Raw genomic sequence first — 19,030 nt, 5'->3', positions numbered from 1 at the left:
AGATCGTCTGGTACCTCGACGAGCCGGTTGCCGACCCCGCCCTGGTGCCGCTGTTCTTCGTCGCCCGCGAGGCCCGCAAGCACGTCAAGGTGGTGCTGTCCGGCGAGGGTGCCGACGAGCTGTTCGGCGGCTACACGATCAACCGGGAGCCGCTGTCGTTGAAGCCCTTCGACTATCTGCCCCGGCCGCTGCGGCGTTCGATGGGCAAGGTGTCCAAACCGCTGCCGGAAGGCATGCGTGGCAAGAGCCTGCTGCACCGCGGCTCGCTGACACTCGAGGAGCGCTACTACGGCAATGCCCGCAGCTTCTCCGACGCGCAGTTGCGAGACGTGCTGCCCGGGTTTCGCGACGACTGGACCCACACCGATGTGACCGCGTCGCTGTACGCCGAATCGGCCGGCTGGGACCCGGTGGCCCGCATGCAGCACGTCGACCTGTTCACCTGGTTGCGCGGCGACATCCTGGTCAAGGCCGACAAGATGACGATGGCCAACTCGCTGGAACTGCGGGTCCCGTTTCTGGATCCCGAGGTGTTCGCGGTCGCCTCCCGATTGCCGGTGCAGGCCAAGATCACCCGCACCACCACGAAGTACGCGCTGCGGCGCGCGCTAGAACCCATCGTTCCGCCGCACGTCCTCAACCGGCCGAAACTGGGCTTTCCGGTGCCTATCCGGCACTGGTTGCGTGCCGGCCCGCTGCTGGAGTGGGCCCATGAAATGGTGAACTCTTCAGCAACCGACCATCTGATCGACCTGTCCGCCGTTCGCCGGATGTTAGACGAACATCGTTGCGGCACAACCGATCACAGTCGCAGGCTGTGGACGGTACTGATCTTTATGCTGTGGCACGGGATCTTCGTCGAGCACAGTGTGATGCCACAGATCAGCGAGCCTAGCTACCCGGTGCAGCTCTAAGAAGCTCAGACCAGCGCGGCGGAAATCTCGCGGGCGGCGTCGTCGCCGTAGGCCCCGGCCAGCCGAGTCACCGCCTCGTCGCGGTCCCAGTTCCACTCCTGGGTCCCAGTCGACTCCAACACCAGCACGGCCACCAGCGAGCCGAGCTGCGCAGAACGCTCCAGGCTCAGGCCAGTGCTGCGGCCGGTCAGGAAACCGGCCCGGAACGCGTCGCCGACGCCGGTGGGGTCGGTTTGGCTGGTCTCGGGGACCGCGCCGACATGGACGGTGGTGCCGTCCTGGTCGACGATGTCGACGCCCTTGGCGCCCAGCGTGGTCACCCGCAGGCCGACCCTTTCCAGCACGTCGGCTTCCGACCAGCCGGTCTTGGAGAGCAAAAGCTCCCACTCGTAGTCGTTGGTGAACAGGTAGGCGGCGCCGTCGATGAGCTTGTTGATCTGTTCTCCAGAGAGGCGGGGCAGCTGCTGGGACGGGTCGGCGGCAAAAGGCAGGCCGAGGTTCCGACACTCTTCGGTGTGCACCACCATCGCGTCGGGGTCGTTCGCCCCGATGATGACCAGATCCGGTTTACCCACCGACGACACGACATCGGCGAGCTTGATGTTGCGGGCCTCCGACATGGCGCCGGGATAGAACGACGCGATCTGAGCCATGTCGAGATCGGTGGTGCAGACGAAACGCGCGGTGTGCGCGGTGTCGGAGATCAGCACGTGGTCGCAGTTGACACCGTGACCCTGCAGCCATTCGCGGTAGTCGGCGAAGTCGTCACCGGCTGCGCCGACCAGTGCCACGTCACCACCCAGCACACCGATGGCGAAGGCGATATTGCCGGCCACGCCACCACGATGGATCACCAGGTCGTCGACCAAAAAGCTCAGGGACACCTTCTGCAGATGCTCGGCCAATAGGTGCTCGGAAAATCGGCCGGGAAACCTCATCAGATTGTCGGTCGCGATCGAACCGGTCACCGCAATCGTCACGAAAATTCCACCCTTCGTTCGTAAGTTCGGCTAGCTAAGCTTACCCGCGGGGTGTGGCCGCTGCTGCAGCGCGGGGCGAGGCCCGCTAGCCTCGGTAAGACAAACCTCGCGGCGACATTCGTCATTCAGCCCGCTACCCGAGGAGAACCGCCTATGCCCGGTCCGTACTCGCCGGACCACCGTGTCGGCACCGACGGACCGCCGTTCACCGACCCCCATCCCAGCCAGCCCATCCCCGGCCAGCCGGCGTACGCCGTACCGCCGGTGCGCCAAGCGGCTGAAGCGGCGCGGCCGTCGGCCGCCTATCCAGGTCTGCTGCCACCGCCGGTGCGGTACCCGAAACACCGCCGTCGACGGTTGGTTCTGGCCGCCGTGGCGGCATCGGTCCTGGTTGCCGCGTTGATCGCGGCGATTGTGCACGGTGTGCGCAGCGGCCCGACCACCTCGGCCGGCGCGATATCCGACGCCACCGCCAAAACGGCGATCCAGGGCTATTTAAACGCCCTCGACCATCGCGACACCGAGACCATCGCGCGCAACGCGCTGTGCGGCATCTACGACGCCGTGCGGGACCGGCGCTCCGATCAGGCACTGGCCAAATTGAGCAGCGACGCGTTCCGCAAGCAGTTCTCCGAGGCCCGGGTGACCTCGATCGACAAGATCGTGTACTGGTCGGATTACCAGGCGCAGGTGTTGTTCAGCATGCGCGTCAAACCTGCCACCGGCAGCTCCCTGCACGAGCAGATACAGGGGACCGCGCAGTTACTTTCCCAGCACAACCAGGTGCTGGTGTGTTCCTACGTGCAGCGGACCGCCGGCACTTACTAGCCACGCCCCAAAAGGGGAAGCCTGAGCGTCAGTTGAACGAATCGCCGCAGGCGCACGAGCCGGTGGCGTTCGGGTTGTCGATGGTAAAGCCTTGCTTCTCGATGGTGTCGACGAAGTCAATGGAGGCGCCCTGTACGTAGGGCGCGCTCATCCGGTCGACAGTCAGCGTCACACCGCCGAAGTCCGCGGTCAGGTCACCGTCGAGCGAGCGGTCGTCGAAGAACAAGTTGTAACGCAGGCCGGCGCATCCCCCTGGCTGAACTGCGATACGCAGCGCCAGGTCGTCGCGTCCCTCCTGTTCTAGCAGTGACTTCGCCTTGGCTGCCGCAGCATCGGTCAAGATCACGTCGTGGGTTGAGGTAGCTGGCCCTGCGGCGGCTGACTCGTCCTGAACAGTCATTGCGTCTCCCTATAAGTGCCTACAAGCCCAAATCGTTCCCGGGTCGGTGGAGGGTTCGTTCACCCCGATGAAAAAACCCACCTCTTCAAAGGTACCTTGTCGGGCCTCTATTCCCGAGTCGCGCCGCTACGTAGGAGGCCAGGCCCATGAGCTGGTTGGCGGCGTCGGCCAAAGCCAGCCGCGCCGAACCGGCGTAGTCGGCGATCGCGTAGGCCGCCAGAATGCCCGCCGATCGCACCGCCAGACGGTCGAGTTCTACCTGACCAGCCATCACCACGATCGGTATGTCCTGCGATCGCGCCGCCTCGGCCAACGCGCCCACCACCTTGCCGTGCAACGACTGGTCGTCGAACCGGCCCTCGCCGGTGATCACCAAATCGGCGGCGGCAATGTCGTCGGCCAACCGCGTGTGCTCGGCGATGATCGACGCACCCGATTCACACCGGCCGCCCAGTGCCAGCAGCGCCGCGCCGATGCCCCCGGCGGCCCCTGCGCCTGCTTGTGCGCTGACCGACCGCCCGGCGGCTGCGTCCAGCTCACCGGCCCACTCGGTGAGCCGCTGTTCGAGCATGGCGACGGTGGCCGAATCCGCTCCCTTCTGTGGCCCGAATACCTCCGCGGCCCCCCACGGCCCCAGCAGCGGGTACTCGACGTCTGACGCGGCGATCAGCTCCACTCCGGCAAGCCGCCGCTGGCCCGCACTGAGGCCGCCCAGCTCGTCGACCAGTCCGCGGCCGCCGTCGGTACTGGCAGTGCCGCCTAAGCCAACCACGATCCGCGCGGCCTCCGCCCGCACGGCAGCGGCGATGAGCTGGCCAACTCCCCTGCTGTGCGCGGACAGCGCCGTTTGCGGCGTCGGCGGGCCACCGAGGCGGGCCAATCCGCACGCCTGCGCGCATTCCAGGTATGCCGTCGCCGAGTTGAGGTCCAGCACCCACTCGGCCTGCACGTTTTCGTCCAGCGGGCCGCATACCTCGAGTTGCCGTCGCTCCCCGAACCGGCTGGCCAGCACCTCGACAAAGCCTGGGCCGCCGTCGGATTGCGGCGCAATGGTGTATTGATCGGCGGGGCGCACGCGGTTCCAGCCCGTCGCAATCGCGGCGGCGGCCTCGACCGCGGTCAGGCTGTCGCCGTAGCAATCGGGGGCAACCAGCACGCGCAGGGTCGGCACCAGGTCCGCGGCGGGTGCGATACCGCCGACGTCAGCCGCCGACCCGCTCATCTCAGCCAGCGTAGGGCCCGCTGGGGAAAGGTGCACCCTCGCCAGATCAGGGTCCGCACCGTCTACCAGACAACATCCGGTGCGAAGTAACCTGGCGAACGTGAAACTGCTGGGTCGTAAGAAAGATGTGGACGCCGCCGGTGACCAGGCCGGTGGCCAGACGCCGGCGGAGGCGGGAGAAGCCTCCGAGTCCGCGTCCCGTGGTTCGCAGACAACCGCCCCCAAGGGCCGCCCCACGCCGCGACGTAGCGCCGCCGCCCGCCGCAAGGGCCCGGTCGCTCCGGCGCCGATGACCTCCTCGGAGGCCCGCGCACGGCGAAAGTCGTTGGCGGGGCCCAAGCTCAGTCGTGAGGAACGCCGGGCTAACAGTGCAGCGCGTCGCGCGCAGATGACGGAACGTCGGGAGCGCATGATGGTCGGCGACGAGCGCTACCTGCTGCCCCGCGATCAGGGCCCAGTGCGCCGGTTCGCCCGGGATTTGGTGGACGCCCGCCGCAACGTGCTCGGGCTCTTCATGCCTTCGGCCCTGACTTTGCTGTTCGTCATGTTCGCCGTCCCACAATTGCAGCTGTACATTTCACCTGCAATGACGTTGCTGATGGGTCTGATGATGCTCGACGGGATCATCCTGGGCCGCAAGGTCACCAGACGGGTCGACGAGAAGTTTCCGGACAACACCGAAAGTCGTTTGAAGCTGGGGCTTTACGCAGCCGGCCGAGCTTCCCAGATGCGCCGGATGCGAGCGCCGCGGCCCCAAGTCAAGCACGGCGCCAGTGTCGAGTAAACGTCGTCGGAAAGCCGCTTGAGCTGCCGTGCGAACCCTGGTGCTCGGCGGAATCAAGTCGGGCAAGTCCCGCTGGGCGGAGACAGCCATCGCCGAGTCGCTGGGACCGGTTGAGCCGGTGCGCTACCTGGCGACCGGGTCGGTAGCGGACACCGACCCGGCTTGGTTGCGACGGATCGCGCAGCACCGGGATCGGAGGCCCGGGCACTGGTCAACGGTGGAAAGCAACGACATTCCAACACAATTGCGCCAGTCATCGGCCGCGCCCACCCTCGTCGATGACGTCTGCGGCTGGCTGACCGCCACTTTGGACCGCCGCGGATGGGAGCACGGCTCGGTGTCGGGGGACGTCGACGAGATGCTGGCCACGGTGGCCGCGTTCAATTCGCCGCTGGTCCTGGTCAGCCAGGAGGTCGGGCTGACGGTCGTGTCGGCGACCGCGTCCGGCCGCCGGTTCACCGATGAGTTGGGCGCACTCAACCAGCGGCTGGCCGCCTTATGCGATCGGGTGGTGCTGATGGTGGCCGGGCAGCCGTTGTGCATCAAGCCGCCGAGGATCTGACGATGTTTCCAGCGGTCGTGCCGCCCGATACGGCTGCCGCCACGGCCGCCCGGGGCCGCCAGGACACGCTGACCAAGCCGCCGGGCGCACTGGGCCGTCTCGAAGATCTGTCCGTCTGGGTGGCATCGTGCCAAGGCAATTGTCCGCCAAAGCAATTCGAGCGCGCGCGAATTGTGGTGTTCGCCGGCGATCACGGGGTCGCCCGATCGGGGGTATCGGCCTACCCGCCAGAGGTCACCAGCCAGATGGTCGCCAACATCGCCGCCGGCGGCGCCGCTATCAACGCGCTGGCTGACGTCGCCGGGGCAACGGTGCGCGTCGCCGACTTGGCCGTGGACGCTGACCCGCTCTCACAGCAGATCGGCGCGCATAAGGTGCGGCGTGCCAGCGGCGACATCACGAAAGAGGATGCGCTGACCCACCAGCAGACCGTCGACGCGATTAACGCCGGCCGGCAGATCGCCGACCAGGAGGTCGACGCCGGGGCGGATCTTCTCATTGCCGGTGATATGGGCATCGGAAATACCACTGCAGCAACGGTTCTGACCGCAGCGCTGACGGGTATCGAGCCGGTCGCGGCGGTCGGCTACGGAACCGGAATCGACGACGCCGGGTGGTCCCGCAAAACGGCGGCGGTGCGCGATGCGTTGTTCCGGGCCGAGCCGGTGATATCCGATCCGATTGCGCTGCTGCGGCGTTGCGGCGGCGCTGATCTGGCGGGAATCGCCGGCTTCTGCGCGCAGGCCGCGATCCGGCGTACCCCACTGTTGCTCGATGGCATGGCGGTGACGGCTGCTGCGCTGATCGCCGAGCGCCTGGCTCCAGGAGCCCGGCTGTGGTGGCAGGCCGGTCACCTCTCGACCGAACCGGCGCACGCGCTGGCCCTGGCCCAGCTCGGGCTCGATCCAATAGTGGATCTGAGAATGCGGCTGGGCGAGGGTACCGGCGCGGCGGTGGCGCTGCCGGTGCTGCGGGCCGCAGTAGCCGCGTTGACATCAATGGCCAGCTTTGCCAGCGCGAACGTTTCCAACCGCGTCGACCGCTCTGCCCCCTCATCGTGATCGGCTCGCTGGCAACGGCTTTCGCGTTCGAGACCGTGGTCCCCCTGCCCCGCGCATCGGACCGGCCGCTAGGCGGCGGGGCGATGACCGCGCTGCCGGTCGTCGGCGCGGCACTCGGTGCGCTGGGCGCGGCCGTGGCATGGGCGAGCGCGCTGGTGTTCGGCTCAGGCAACCCGCTGACCGGCCTGCTCGCGGTAGCGGCCCTGCTGGCGGCGACCCGTGGCCTGCACATCGATGGCGTGGCCGACACCGCCGACGGGCTGGGTTGCTACGGGCCGCCGGAACGCGCGCTGCAGGTGATGCGCGACGGGTCGACCGGACCGTTCGGGGTGGCCAGCGTCGTGTTGGTGATCACACTGCAGGGGCTGGCTTTTTCGGCGCTGCACGCGGCCGCGATCGTCGTCGCCGTTTCCGCCGGCCGGGTCGCCGCCGTGCTGGCCTGCCGCCGGTCGTTGCCGGCGGCTCAGGGCAGCACGTTGGGCGCTGGGGTCGCAGGCACCCAGTCGGCGCCGGTGATCGCGGCCTGGGTCATCGTGCTGCTCGCGGCGGCTCTGGCCGCAGGTCGGCAGCCGTGGCAGGGGCCGGTGGCGGTGCTGGTCGGGCTCGGTTGCGGTGCGGCGCTGATCGGGCATTGTGTGCGCCGTTTCGGCGGCATCAGCGGTGACGTGCTAGGCGCCGCAATCGAATTGACCACGACAGTGACTGCGCTGCTGCTGGTCGGATTGGTCCGCTTCGACTGACGGCACGTCTGACACAAGGCCGCGCGGAGCGCGGCTAGAATTACCACCACAATCGAGTCTTTTGCACTTGGCAAATTGGCACAGCCCCGCTGAGACTGCTCAACGTGGCGAACCGCCGTAGGGGGTCGATGTGGGTTCACATCCGGTATGGCAGCCGTTCACCCGGGTCGGAACGGTCGCCGCCGAACAGCGAAACACACCGTGGACATGGACGTCGCAGTCGGGTCAGACCATGCAGGCCAACCCCGGGGACTGGCAGGTCGAGGCGGGCGGGCAAACGTGGTCGGTACGCGACAACATCTTCCAGAACAGCTACGAGCATATCGATGGCAACCAATGGCGAAGGCGCGGAAACGTTTTCGCTCGACCAGCGCAGCCGGGCGAGACAATCGAAACCCTGGAGGGACCCGCGACAGCCTTTGAGGGCGACTGGGTAGTGCGAGGCGCCGACGGTGAGGAATGGCCGGTTCCCGCGCGCGAGTTCGCGGAGCGGTATGCCGAACCCGACGCACCCGCAACCGCGACCGCGGACCCGTAGCCCTGGTGTCGACGAACCGGGTCGCTACTGCATCGACAGCATCATTTGCGCGGCGTCCGGAAGGGCCGCTTTAAACGTGGCCTGACTCCCGGCGTAGAGATTGAAGAGGCCCGACACGCCGGTTACGGTGTTGTACAGCGTCACCCATCCGCCGTAGATCTGGTCCGTACCCTGGTTGGTTTGGAGACTGGCGGTGTAGTCGACCTCGAACAGCTGATTGAAGTTCTTGCCCTGCAACGGCTCCGGCTCCGCCGGGGTTTGCTTGACGTTGGTCAATCCGGAGCTCTGGATGTTCTGGTTGATGAGGAAGGTGGATTCTTGTCTGACGTCCGAAGTGTTCTCGCTACCCGCGTCAACGAACAGGCCCGCGCTTTGGTCGCTATTAATGAGGTCGGCGGACTGCTGACCTTGACGGGTGACTGTCCAGCCGGGAGCCACGGTCATATTGATTCCGTGCACCAGGTTGACGGTGGTGGCGGCGCCGGCCGCCAGCGATCTGGTGGTCGACGCCAAAGCCACGCTGCCCCAAGGGCTCTGACCAGGTCGGCCAATCGTGCGGTGGATAGACCCGGCCGATGAAGCACTGTGCGGAGCGATCCTGCTGCTGCCGTCCTGACCCGGCGGCGTGGGGTGCGTTGCCGCACCGCTCATTACCACCACCGCGCTGACCACCGCAGCGATCACGACGACTATCGCTACGATCCCGGCGGCCAACCCGGCATGCAACCGGTGCTCAGCGTGGCCGGTCGCCGGCACACCCGCATCCGGCCCAGTGTCAGCGAGCAACGCCTCGTGCAACCCATCACGAGCCGCGGCCAACCCCGCTCCCGCTAGCACGAACGCCGCCAAGGCGGTCAACACGATCCCGCGTGTCCCATACGGCTGCAACAAGGTGGTCGCCAACTCATAGGCCACCACCAACACCAATCCCTCGATCACGCCGGCGACCGGGCTGACCCCCAGCCGGCGCAACCCCAACACACCGACGGTGGCCGCCGTCGCCAGCACAATCGGCTGCAAAAAACCCAGCGTCAAAGAAATAAACGCCACGTGCGCCGGATCCCCAGCCGTGGCCTGCACATGAGTGAACGCGCCGTGCTGGACCACCACACTGAGCCCCAACGACAATGCCGCACCACTGAGCGAACAAGCCACCACGGCATCCATCGGATGCCGGAATGCCGAGCGCGCGCTGACCACCAGCGGGGCGATCAGCACCGCCACAAACGCCGCCACCGGTACCAGCAGACCCAGCTCGAGAATCCGAGGAACCGGCGGCAGGTGATAGCCGGTCGAACCCGCCGCCACCAGCTTGATGAAATGGGTTTCCAGCAGCCCGACCCCGACGCCGAGCAGCAGTGAAAGCGCAAAGGACACAGCGATCACCGTCAGCGGTTCGTCGTGCCACAACCGGTGATCGTGGATGTAAACCAGCACCGCCGCCGGCAATGCCACTGCCGTCAACACCAACGCGACCGGCAGCGAGCCCAACGCTGCTGCGATCAACGCGGCCAACAACGCCAATGCGGTGACATTGCGGTACACATGATGACGCCCCGGATGCAGGTGCGGCATCAGCGTCCCGATCACCGCCACTTGGCGACGCGACCCCTGCGGCGTCGGGCTACTCGGGCTGACCATCTCATACCTCCGGCGATAATTGGCGGGCCGCTCACCGCGCTAGCGGGAGCGCATACGCAGCCGCCAGGGGCGGATTTGCGCGCAGAAGCTTACGGCCAAATTCGGCGCAATACGGCCAAATCATGTCATCGACCAAAATCGTTGCCCCGTGATCGAGTCCGGGCAGCCCGGCTTTCAGCCCAGCCGCGACATCCAGCCGTGGGTGTCGGCGAACGTTCCGCGCTGGATCCCGGTCAACGTGTCGCGCAGCGCCATCGTCACCTCACCGGATTCGCCATCGCCGATGGTGAATTCGCCTTCGCCGTACTTCACGTGCGAAATCGGAGTGATGACCGCGGCAGTGCCGCAGGCGAACACCTCGGTGATCTCGCCGGCGGCGGTCTTCTTCTGCCACTCGTCGATATCGATCTTGCGTTCCTCGATGGCAAAACCGGCATCAGTTGCCAACTGCAGCAATGAATCCCGGGTGATGCCCGGCAGCAGCGAGCCGGACAGCTCAGGGGTGACCAGCCGGGCCGATCCGCCGCTGCCGAACACGAAGAAGATGTTCATGCCGCCCATCTCTTCGATGTAACGGCGTTCGACGGCATCCAGCCACACCACCTGTTCGCAGCCGTTGTCCGCGGCTTCGGCTTGCGCCACCAACGACGCGGCATAGTTTCCGCCGAACTTCGCCGCACCGGTACCGCCCGGGCTGGCGCGCACGTATTCCGTTGACACCCAGACGCTGACGGGTTTGATGCCGTTCTTGAAATACGCACCGGACGGTGAGCCGATCACGAGGTAGCGATACCGCTTGGCCGGGCGCACCCCCAGCCCCGGCTCGGTCGCGAAGACGAACGGCCGCAGATACAGCGACTCTTCGCCACCGGCCGGCGGAACCCAGGCTTTATCGACGGCGATCAGTTGCCGCAACGACTCGATGAACAGTTCGTCGGGCAATTCGGGGATCGCGATCCGCCGCGCCGAGGACCGCATCCGCGCAGCGTTGGCCTCGGCGCGGAACGACACGATCGACCCGTCCGGCCACCGGTAAGCCTTAAGCCCTTCGAAGACTTCCTGCGCGTAATGCAGCACGATCGCCGACGGATCCAGCTCGATCGGGCCGTACCCGATGACCCGCGCATCATGCCAACCCTGCCCATCGGTGTAATCGATCGACACCATGTGGTCGGTGTGATATCTGCCGAAACCAGGGTCGGCCAGCATCGCTTCGCGTGCCTCGTCGCTAGTCGGGTTTGCGGTGCGTGAAACCGCAAACTCGAGGACGCCGCTGGTCATCATGCGATTGTATAACCGGGCGCTAACGGGTTTTTGGATCGACAAACGGTGGGCGCACCACTTCGCATTCAACCGCGCGGCCCCGAACATCGACCGCGACGTGCTGGCCGTCCTCGACGCCCGCGTCGGTGTCGATCAGCGCCAGTGCGATACCGGTTTTCAACGTCGGAGAAAACGTGCCCGACGTGGTGACCCCGACCTTGGTGTCGCCGTCGAGCACGGTCAACTCCGGCCGCAGCACACCGCGACCCACCGCGCGCAGGCCGCGCAGCAGCCGCCGCGGACCCGCCTCCTTCTCGGCCAGCAGCGCGTCACGGCCGAAGAACGCGCCCTTCTTCCACCCGATTGCCCAACCACATCGAGCCTGCAGCGGCGAGATATCGGCCGAGAGTTCGTGACCGTGCAACGGATAACCCATCTCGGTTCGCAACGTGTCACGCGCCCCCAGACCGGCAAGCTGCCCGTCGGCTCGCGTCACCGCGGCAGCCAGCGCGTCGAACACCACACCGGCGGATTCCCAGGGCGGCAGCAGCTCGTAGCCCTGCTCCCCGGTGTATCCGCTGCGGCAAACCCGCACCGGCACGTCCGCGAACGCCGCGTCGGCATAGCCCATATAGTCCATATCGGTCGGCAGCCCCAATTCAGCCAGAACCTCCGCCGACCGCGGCCCCTGCACGGCCAACACTGCGTAAGAGCGATGCTCGTCGGTAATGGTGAGCCCCGCGGGCGCAGCTTTTTGCAAGGCCGCGACCACCGCCGCGGTGTTGGCCGCATTGGGTACTAGAAAGATCTCGTCGGGTCCGACGTAGTATGCGATCAGGTCATCGATCGCACCGCCAGATTCGTTGCAACACAACGTATATTGCGCTTTTCCCGGCTCGATGCGGTTCAGGTCGTTGGTGAGCGCGGAGTTGACGAACTCTGCGGCGCCGGGTCCGCGGACCAACGCCTTGCCGAGGTGGCTGACGTCGAACAAGCCGACGGTGGTGCGGGTTGCGGTGTGCTCGCTGACAGTCCCGGCGTACGACACTGGCATCAGCCAGCCGCCGAATTCGGCGAAGCTCGCGCCGAGCTCACGGTGGCGGTCCTCGAGTGGTCCGTGCAATAAGTCATTGCTCACGACATTCGACCCTAATCCGGCTCGTCACTGGCAGACTTGGCCAGGTGGTCGATGTAGAGGCGCTGGAGGCCGCCGGAATCGCCGACGCCCGCTCGCGTGCAGGTCTGATCGAGTATTTGACTGGACTCGGTTTCACCACGGACGAGATGGTCGAGGCCGAGCGAAACGGCCGCCTGTTCGGGCTTGCCGGTGACGCCCTGTTGTGGTCCGGTCCCCAGGTCTATACCCTGCGGACCGCCGCAGATGCGATCGGTGTTGCTTTGGCGGACGTCGAACACGCTTGGGCCATGCTCGGCTTGACCGTCGCAGATCCGGATACCCCGGCGTTGAGTCAGGCCGATGTCGACGGCCTGGCGACCTGGGTGGCGATGAGGATGCAGATGGGCCCCGACGCCGCGGATGGTTTCTTGCGGGTCCTCGGAGCGAACGTGGCCCGGGTGGCCGAGGCCATATCGTCGATGATCCGGATGAGTCAGCCCAAAATGTGGCTCGGCCTTACTGGGGACGAACTCACCACCGCGCAGGTCTACCGCGAGGCCGCAGAGTTCGTCCCCCGCCTCGGGGCAATGATCGACGCCGTCTACCGCCACCATCTGGTCAGCACTCGAACGTTCATCGAGGGCGTGGTCAGCGGCCCGTCGGCGAGTCTGGAGTGCGGCGTCGGTTTCGCGGATCTCTCCGGCTTCACTGCGCTAACCCAAATGCTGACACCCGCGGAGTTGTCGACAATGCTCACCGAGTTCGGCGCCACCGTCAGCGACGTGGTGCACGCCGATGGCGGGCGGGTGGTGAAGTTCCTCGGCGACGCCGTGATGTGGGTGAGCTCGAACCCGGAGCGGCTGGCGAAAGCGGCCGTCGACCTCGTCGACCATCCGCGCGCACGCGAGGCGGGACTACAGGTCCGCGCCGGCCTCGGCTACGGCCAGATCCTGGCCATCAACGGCGATTACTTCGGCAACGCGGTTAACCTGGCGGCCAGGCTCGTCGCCGCGGCGGGACCGGGGCAGATCCTCGCCGCACCGGAAGTCCACGAGCAATTGCCCGACTGGCCGGCAATCACCCAGGATCCGTTGATACTCAAGGGTTTCGACGAACCGGTGACCTGCTACGACCTCAGCCGCGGCCGATGACCGCCAATCGTTATGGTTAATGCTTGTGAGCACACAACCCGGTTATCTCGCCCCAGCTGTCACCGTCGCCTCCTCGTTGCCGCGTCGCGGCGCCGGGTCGGCGGTGTTGATCGTCCCGGTGGTCTCGTCAGGTCCAGAAGGCACAGAGGATCAGCCGGGGGCCGTCGTCGCCGCCGCTGAGCCTTTTCTGCCGGTCGAGGCGGTCGCCGAAATCGAGGCAGGCTTGCGGGCGCTGAACGCCACCGGCGCCAGCGAGCAGGTGAACCGGCTGGTGGTGGACTCGCTGCCGGTGGCCAGCGTGCTGACGATCGGCCTGGGTAAGCGGCGCGATGAGTGGCCCGCCGACGTGATTCGCCGTGCGGCCGGCTCGGCGGCGCGCGCGCTGGGCAGCGCCGAGGCCGCCATCACCACGCTGACAGCCTTGGACCTGGAGGCAGCGGTCGAGGGGCTGATTCTAGGCAGCTACCGGTTCACCGCGTTCCGCACCGACAAGACCGCCCCCAAAGACCCCGGTCTGCGCAAGATCACCGTGTTATCCACCGACAAGGGCGCCAAAACCCAAGCCGCCCATGCAGCGGCGGTCGCGACCGCCGTCGCCACCGCCCGCGACTTGGTCAACACCCCGCCCAGCCACCTGTTTCCGGCTGAATTCGCTGATCGTGCAAAGACTTTGGGTGAATCGGTCGGCCTTGAGGTCGAAGTGCTCGACGATAAGGCGCTGCAAAAAGGTGGCTACGGCGGGGTGGTCGGAGTCGGCAAGGGTTCGTCGCGGCCACCGCGGCTGGTGCGGCTGACCCACCACGGGTCGCAGTTGGCCAAAAAACCGAAGCGGGCCAAGAAAGTCGCCCTGGTCGGCAAGGGCGTCACGTTCGACACTGGCGGCATCTCGATCAAGCCGGCGGCGTCGATGCATTACATGACCGGCGACATGGGCGGTGCCGCCGCGGTCATCGCGACCGTGGCACTGGCGGCGCAGTTGCAGCTGCCGATCGACGTGATCGCCACCGTGCCGATGGCCGAGAACATGCCGTCGGCGACCGCCCAGCGCCCGGGCGACGTGCTGACGCAGTACGGCGGGACGACCGTCGAGGTGCTCAACACCGACGCCGAGGGCCGGCTGATCCTCGCCGACGCGATCGTCCGGGCGTGTGAAGACCACCCGGACTACCTGATTGAGACGTCGACCCTGACCGGTGCGCAGACGGTGGCGCTCGGCGCGCGTACGCCGGGGGTGATGGGCACTGATGCGTTCCGCGACCGGGTGGCGGCCATATCGCAGCGGGTCGGCGAGAACGGCTGGGCGATGCCGCTGCCCGACGAACTCGAGGACGACCTGAAGTCGACAGTGGCCGACCTGGCCAATGTGAGCGGGCAACGCTTCGCCGGGATGCTGGTTGCGGGTGTGTTTTTGCGCGAATTCGTTGCCGACGGCGTGAATTGGGCACACATCGACGTCGCCGGGCCGGCCTACAACACCGGTAGCGCGTGGGGTTACTCCCCCAAGGGCGGCACGGGTGTTCCGACCCGCACCATGTTCGCGGTGCTGGAAGACATCGTTGAAAATGGCTAGCAAACAGCTAACCAGCGCCTCAGCGCGAGGCTAGCGGTGCACTACCGGCCGCTGGAACCATTTCAGCTTCTGCCGCCAGGATTGCGCTGAAGTCAGTGCGAAACCGGCGCCGCACGCACATGCGAACAGCCAGACCAGCGCCGCCCCCAGCGGACCTTGAAGCGGGGGAATCAGCGCGGTGATCATCCGCACCACGCAAGCAGAAATGCCGCTGGCCGAGGCGACCAGATAGAGGTTCGCGATGTTCCTCGAGCGCGGGTCCTTGCGCAGCACCAACAGCGCTCGCGAGCCGAACACCAGCAGGTAAGAGAGCGTTCCACAGAGTAAAAGCCAATACACGGTCAGCCAGAAGTCGGTGCGTAGCGCAAAGAAATCGCTCGCGTAAATCCTGCTGCCATAACTCAACGAGAACGTTGCCAACAACAGCGGAATGCACAACGTCGCCGGTCGTTCCACATATTGCTTGAACGACTTCTGTAAAGCGTCGTTCTCTTCAAGCCGACCGACCGCGTTATAGACGATCGCCGAGGCCGCGACGACGTAACAGTCGTGCCCGACGTAGTTCTGCAGGTTCCACTCACCGGTGATGTTGTGTAGGACAACGCCCAGCGTCTCGGCACACAGCGGGGACATCAAGGCGACCGCGCATCCCTGCAGGGCGATATTGAGCGTGGCGGCCACCTCCCACCGGCAATGCCAGGTGACTCGCCGTATCCAGAGGCTCCACGCGATGGATGCGAGGGTGATGATGATGAGAGCAGAGAGACCCACGAGATATCCGTCAGCAGATAGTGTTAGAGCGGGGGTGCGTCTTGCCGCGGGCGCCACTGCGCGATTTTTGTCGGCTGCACGGTCTTCAGCTGAGTGGCGGTTGAGCCGTGCGGCATAAGGGCGCCGCCGCGGATCTCTTCAGCCAGTGCGGTGATCTCTTCCGGGTCGATGAACCGGTAGCGGGTGAGCAGCTCGGCGCGGTTGATACCGAGGTTGGCGGCGGCAACGCGCAAGTTGTCCGCGGTGATCAAGGTTCCCTTGTCCAGCTGGTCGTAGTACGTGGACCGCGGCAGTTCCATCGCGGTCCAGATCTCTTCTCTGCTGAGGGAACGGCCGGCCAGGTAGGAGAGCACCGTGGCGAGTTCTTTGCCGCTGTCATCTGGGTACACGGGAAACAAGATAATCCAGATTCTCGGCATCTTCATCCAAAACGCGTCAAACGCCGAGTGTATTTAACCCCGCGGAAACCAACCGTATCCGCGCCTATGGAATAGAAGTCCAATTTATTGGACTTTCATTATTGGGCTTGCGTTTAATTTGTTAGTCGTTACTCGATCCTTCACCGTGTTCCGGACACGTGCCTGAGATCAATCGGCGAGGCGACCGCGCCCCCTGCTGGACCGGCTCCGCCCTGGTTGTGTGCCAACGGGGCCGCAGTGACAGGATGGTTTCGGTAATCCGCTTGGGTGCAGCTTCCGGTACATCACGCTGTGGTAAGCCAGAGGTCGATCCGCGCCCACCGACCGATCCATCGAGGAGTCGACAGAGATGGCCTTCTCAGTTCAGATGCCGGCACTCGGTGAGAGCGTGACTGAGGGAACGGTAACTCGCTGGCTCAAGCAAGAAGGCGACACTGTCGAACTCGACGAACCCCTGCTGGAAGTGTCCACCGACAAGGTTGACACCGAGATTCCATCGCCGGCGGCGGGAGTGCTGACGAAGATCGTTGCGCACGAGGACGACACCGTCGAGATCGGCGGCGAGCTGGCCGTCATCGGCGACGCGGCGGAAGCCGCCGAAGGTGGCGGCGCCGAGCAACCCGCCGCCGAGGCAGCACCTGAACCACAACCGGAGCCGGAGGCCCAGCCCGAACCAGCACCGCAACCGCAGGCCGAGCCTGAGCCGGCCCCTGCGTCGGCAGCCGGCGAACACGACGCGACTGGCACGTCCCAGCCGGTGCTGATGCCTGAACTCGGCGAGTCCGTCACCGAGGGCACGGTGACCCGGTGGCTGAAGAAAGTCGGCGACTCGGTGGAGCTGGACGAGCCGCTGGTGGAAGTTTCCACCGACAAGGTGGACACCGAGATTCCCTCCCCGGTGGCAGGCACGCTGATCAGCATCACCGCCGAGGAGGACGTCACCGTGTCGGTCGGCGGCGAGCTCGCCCGGATCGGTACCGGCGCCGCGGCAGCCAAGCCCGCACCCGAGCCCCAAGCCTCACCGGCCGCACAACCCGAGGCAAGGCCAGCACCCCAACCAGAGCCCGCGGCGAAACCCGTGCCGCCAGCCCAACCCGAGCCGACGCCAGCGCCCCAGGCCAAGCCCGAGCCGGCACCCCAACCTCGGGCCGAGTCCGCGCCTACGACCGGCGCGGCAAGCAGTCCGTACGTGACACCGCTGGTCCGAAAGCTGGCTGCCGAGAACAACATTGATCTCAACGAGGTAAGTGGAACCGGGGTCGGCGGACGCATCCGTAAACAGGATGTGCTGTCGGCCGCGCAGCAGAAAGAAGAAGCCAAGCAAGCTCCGGTCGCAGCGCCGGCCGCCGCGGCCCCGGCTGCCCCGAAACCGAGCGCCCCCGCACCGGCGCCCGCGCTGGCACATCTGCGGGGAACCACACAAAAGGCGAGCCGGATCCGCCAGATCACCGCCAAGAAGACCCGCGAGTCGCTGCAAGCCACCGCACAGCTCACCCAGACTCATGAGGTCGACATGACCCGGATCGTGGCGCTGCGAGAAAAAGCCAAGGCCGCGTTCGCCGAACGCGAGGGTGTCAACCTGACCTTCCTGCCGTTCATCGCACGCGCGGTGATCGATGCGCTCAAAGTGCACCCGAACATCAATGCCAGCTACAACGAAGACACCAAAGAGATCACCTACTACGACGCCGAGCATCTCGGCTTCGCGGTCGACACCGAGCAGGGCCTGCTCTCCCCCGTCATCCACAATGCCGGTGACCTGTCACTGGCCGGGTTGGCGCGCGCGATCGCCGACATCGCTGGCCGCGCCCGGTCGGGAGACCTCAGGCCCGACGAGCTGTCCGGCGGGACCTTCACGATCACCAACATCGGCAGCCAAGGCGCACTGACGGACACCCCGATCCTGGTGCCGCCGCAGGCCGCGATGCTGGGCACCGGCGCGATCGTCAAACGGCCGCGGGTCGTCGTCGACGACACCGGCAACGAATCCATTGGGGTCCGTTCGATCTGCTACCTCCCGTTGACCTACGACCACCGGCTGATCGACGGCGCCGACGCCGGACGGTTCGTGACGACCATCAAGCACCGGCTCGAGGAAGGCGCGTTCGAGGCCGACCTGGGACTGTAGACAGGGCTTGAAGCGTGACCGCCACCGTCGCCATTGCAGGCTCATCCGGGCTGATCGGCTCGGCGCTGGTAACGGCGCTGCGTACGGCAGACCATCGGGTTCTGCGGATCGTGCGCCGCGCGCCGGCGAATGCCGGTGAGCTGCACTGGGATCCCGACAGCGGCGAATTCGACGCCGGCGCGTTGAGCGGAGTCGACGCGGTGGTCAACCTGTGCGGCATCAATATCGGACAGCGGCGCTGGTCGGGGGCTTTCAAGCAAAACCTGCGCGACAGCCGCATCACGCCAACTGAAGTGCTGTCCACGGCGGTCGCCGACGCCGGTGTCGGGGTGCTGATCAATGCCAGCGCAGTCGGCTACTACGGCGACAGCAAAGACCGAGCGGTCGCCGAAACCGATTCGGCGGGAACGGGTTTCCTTGCACAGCTGTGTAAAGACTGGGAAGCGGCCACCGCACCAGCCCAGCACGCCGGCACCCGCGTGGTGCTGGCCCGCACCGGACTGGTTTTGGCCTCTGCGGGCGGTGCGCTGCGCCGGTTGCGGCCGCTGTTCTCGGTCGGCCTTGGTGCACGCTTGGGTAACGGCCGCCAGTACATGTCGTGGATCAGCCTTGAGGACGAGGTCCGGGCGCTGCAGTTCGCGATCTCCGACAGCCGGCTCTCCGGCCCGGTTAACCTCACCGGGCCGGCGCCCGTCACCAATGCCGAGTTCACCACCGCACTGGGCCGAGCGGTAAACCGGCCCACCCCGCTGTTGATGCCGGGTTTCGCGGTGCGCGCCGCGCTCGGCGAGTTCGCCGACGAGGGCCTGTTGAGCGGGCAACGTGCGATCCCGGCTGTGCTGGAACACAGTGGCTTTGAGTTCCACCACAAGACCGTCGGTGAGGCGCTGCGGTACGCCACTGCCAGGCTTGCCGTCGCCTAGGCGCCTAACCGACCGGGT

At 66.3% G+C, this 19,030-nt stretch carries 19 protein-coding genes; 11 read left to right on the top strand and 8 right to left on the bottom strand.

The features are described 5' to 3' along the window. Positions 1 to 914, top strand: a 914-nt coding sequence (locus ACLQI9_RS04650) for an asparagine synthetase B family protein (protein WP_442391184.1), incomplete at its 5' end; no start/stop codon positions are given. 5 nt (positions 915 to 919) lie between these two features. On the opposite strand, the gene ACLQI9_RS04645 is transcribed toward ACLQI9_RS04650, so the two are convergent. Then, positions 920 to 1,894, bottom strand: coding sequence for a carbohydrate kinase family protein (locus tag ACLQI9_RS04645; RefSeq protein ID WP_442381920.1), 975 nt, complete (start codon positions 1,892 to 1,894; stop codon positions 920 to 922). 153 nt (positions 1,895 to 2,047) lie between these two features. On the opposite strand from ACLQI9_RS04645, the gene ACLQI9_RS04640 reads away from it, so the two are divergent. After that, positions 2,048 to 2,722, top strand: a complete 675-nt coding sequence (locus tag ACLQI9_RS04640) for an Rv0361 family membrane protein (protein ID WP_442381922.1) — start codon at positions 2,048 to 2,050, stop codon at positions 2,720 to 2,722. 28 nt (positions 2,723 to 2,750) lie between these two features. On the opposite strand, the gene ACLQI9_RS04635 is transcribed toward ACLQI9_RS04640, so the two are convergent. Further along, a complete protein-coding gene (locus ACLQI9_RS04635) occupies positions 2,751 to 3,122 on the bottom strand; it encodes an iron-sulfur cluster assembly accessory protein (protein ID WP_442381924.1) in 372 nt (123 codons plus the stop codon). 85 nt (positions 3,123 to 3,207) lie between these two features. Next, positions 3,208 to 4,284 carry a glycerate kinase family protein gene (locus tag ACLQI9_RS04630; protein ID WP_442381972.1) on the bottom strand — a complete coding sequence of 359 codons (1,077 nt, stop codon included), beginning with the start codon at positions 4,282 to 4,284 and terminating at the stop codon, positions 3,208 to 3,210. 160 nt (positions 4,285 to 4,444) lie between these two features. On the opposite strand from ACLQI9_RS04630, the gene ACLQI9_RS04625 reads away from it, so the two are divergent. The 5 genes from ACLQI9_RS04625 to ACLQI9_RS04605 all read left to right on the top strand — a co-directional run bounded on the left by ACLQI9_RS04625 (position 4,445) and on the right by ACLQI9_RS04605 (position 8,029). Beyond that, the gene (locus ACLQI9_RS04625) at positions 4,445 to 5,128 is read left to right on the top strand and encodes a DUF3043 domain-containing protein (protein WP_442381925.1); all 684 of its coding nucleotides are present in this window, start codon (positions 4,445 to 4,447) and stop codon (positions 5,126 to 5,128) included. A 28-nt stretch (positions 5,129 to 5,156) separates the two neighbouring features. After that, entirely contained in the window at positions 5,157 to 5,690 is a 534-nt protein-coding gene (locus ACLQI9_RS04620) for a bifunctional adenosylcobinamide kinase/adenosylcobinamide-phosphate guanylyltransferase (protein WP_442381927.1), read from the top strand. 2 nt (positions 5,691 to 5,692) lie between these two features. Next, a complete protein-coding gene (gene cobT, locus ACLQI9_RS04615; RefSeq protein ID WP_442391182.1) occupies positions 5,693 to 6,751 on the top strand; it encodes a nicotinate-nucleotide--dimethylbenzimidazole phosphoribosyltransferase in 1,059 nt (352 codons plus the stop codon). Next, positions 6,748 to 7,491, top strand: coding sequence for an adenosylcobinamide-GDP ribazoletransferase (locus ACLQI9_RS04610; protein WP_442381929.1), 744 nt, complete (start codon positions 6,748 to 6,750; stop codon positions 7,489 to 7,491). Before cobT ends, ACLQI9_RS04610 begins: the two co-directional genes overlap by 4 nt. A 130-nt stretch (positions 7,492 to 7,621) precedes the next feature. Continuing rightward, positions 7,622 to 8,029, top strand: a complete 408-nt coding sequence (locus ACLQI9_RS04605; protein ID WP_442381931.1) for a hypothetical protein — start codon at positions 7,622 to 7,624, stop codon at positions 8,027 to 8,029. A 24-nt stretch (positions 8,030 to 8,053) separates the two neighbouring features. Here the strand turns inward: ACLQI9_RS04605 and ACLQI9_RS04600 are convergent, their stop codons facing one another. From ACLQI9_RS04600 to gcvT, 3 genes are all read right to left on the bottom strand, one after another. Next, a complete protein-coding gene (locus tag ACLQI9_RS04600) occupies positions 8,054 to 9,670 on the bottom strand; it encodes a zinc ribbon domain-containing protein (RefSeq protein ID WP_442381933.1) in 1,617 nt (538 codons plus the stop codon). A gap of 174 nt (positions 9,671 to 9,844) precedes the next feature. Continuing rightward, positions 9,845 to 10,951, bottom strand: coding sequence for a branched-chain amino acid aminotransferase (locus ACLQI9_RS04595; RefSeq protein ID WP_442381935.1), 1,107 nt, complete (start codon positions 10,949 to 10,951; stop codon positions 9,845 to 9,847). 22 nt (positions 10,952 to 10,973) lie between these two features. Beyond that, entirely contained in the window at positions 10,974 to 12,071 is a 1,098-nt protein-coding gene (gene gcvT, locus ACLQI9_RS04590; RefSeq protein ID WP_442381937.1) for a glycine cleavage system aminomethyltransferase GcvT, read from the bottom strand. Between the two features lie 44 nt (positions 12,072 to 12,115). Between gcvT and ACLQI9_RS04585 the strand changes: the two genes are divergently transcribed. Beyond that, a complete protein-coding gene (locus tag ACLQI9_RS04585) occupies positions 12,116 to 13,201 on the top strand; it encodes an adenylate/guanylate cyclase domain-containing protein (RefSeq protein ID WP_442381939.1) in 1,086 nt (361 codons plus the stop codon). 25 nt (positions 13,202 to 13,226) lie between these two features. Beyond that, the gene (locus ACLQI9_RS04580) at positions 13,227 to 14,771 is read left to right on the top strand and encodes a leucyl aminopeptidase (protein WP_442381941.1); all 1,545 of its coding nucleotides are present in this window, start codon (positions 13,227 to 13,229) and stop codon (positions 14,769 to 14,771) included. 30 nt (positions 14,772 to 14,801) lie between these two features. On the opposite strand, the gene ACLQI9_RS04575 is transcribed toward ACLQI9_RS04580, so the two are convergent. Beyond that, a complete protein-coding gene (locus ACLQI9_RS04575; RefSeq protein ID WP_442381974.1) occupies positions 14,802 to 15,542 on the bottom strand; it encodes a hypothetical protein in 741 nt (246 codons plus the stop codon). 23 nt (positions 15,543 to 15,565) lie between these two features. Next, the gene (locus ACLQI9_RS04570; RefSeq protein WP_442381943.1) at positions 15,566 to 15,931 is read right to left on the bottom strand and encodes a hypothetical protein; all 366 of its coding nucleotides are present in this window, start codon (positions 15,929 to 15,931) and stop codon (positions 15,566 to 15,568) included. Positions 15,932 to 16,310: 379 nt separating this feature from the next. On the opposite strand from ACLQI9_RS04570, the gene sucB reads away from it, so the two are divergent. After that, positions 16,311 to 18,089, top strand: coding sequence for a 2-oxoglutarate dehydrogenase, E2 component, dihydrolipoamide succinyltransferase (gene sucB, locus ACLQI9_RS04565; RefSeq protein ID WP_442378139.1), 1,779 nt, complete (start codon positions 16,311 to 16,313; stop codon positions 18,087 to 18,089). 14 nt (positions 18,090 to 18,103) lie between these two features. Continuing rightward, positions 18,104 to 19,012: a TIGR01777 family oxidoreductase gene (locus tag ACLQI9_RS04560; RefSeq protein WP_442378138.1), complete on the top strand. Its 909-nt coding sequence runs from the start codon at positions 18,104 to 18,106 to the stop codon at positions 19,010 to 19,012. Positions 19,013 to 19,030: the final 18 nt, after the last annotated feature.

The sequence above is a fragment of the Mycobacterium sp. genome (genome assembly GCF_052143115.1).
GTDB lineage: Bacteria > Actinomycetota > Actinomycetes > Mycobacteriales > Mycobacteriaceae > Mycobacterium.
Note: the sequence above shows the minus strand (reverse complement) of the source record. Positions and strands in the feature narration are given on the sequence as shown.

Excerpts from the sequence above, each read along its gene's own strand:
- ACLQI9_RS04640 (WP_442381922.1), top strand. The coding sequence starts at position 2,048 with ATGCCCGGTCCGTACTCGCCGGACCACCGTGTCGGCACCGACGGACCG.
- ACLQI9_RS04635 (WP_442381924.1), bottom strand. The coding sequence starts at position 3,122 with ATGACTGTTCAGGACGAGTCAGCCGCCGCAGGGCCAGCTACCTCAACC.
- cobT (WP_442391182.1), top strand. The coding sequence starts at position 5,693 with ATGTTTCCAGCGGTCGTGCCGCCCGATACGGCTGCCGCCACGGCCGCC.
- ACLQI9_RS04600 (WP_442381933.1), bottom strand. The coding sequence starts at position 9,670 with ATGGTCAGCCCGAGTAGCCCGACGCCGCAGGGGTCGCGTCGCCAAGTG.
- ACLQI9_RS04595 (WP_442381935.1), bottom strand. The coding sequence starts at position 10,951 with ATGACCAGCGGCGTCCTCGAGTTTGCGGTTTCACGCACCGCAAACCCG.
- sucB (WP_442378139.1), top strand. The coding sequence starts at position 16,311 with ATGGCCTTCTCAGTTCAGATGCCGGCACTCGGTGAGAGCGTGACTGAG.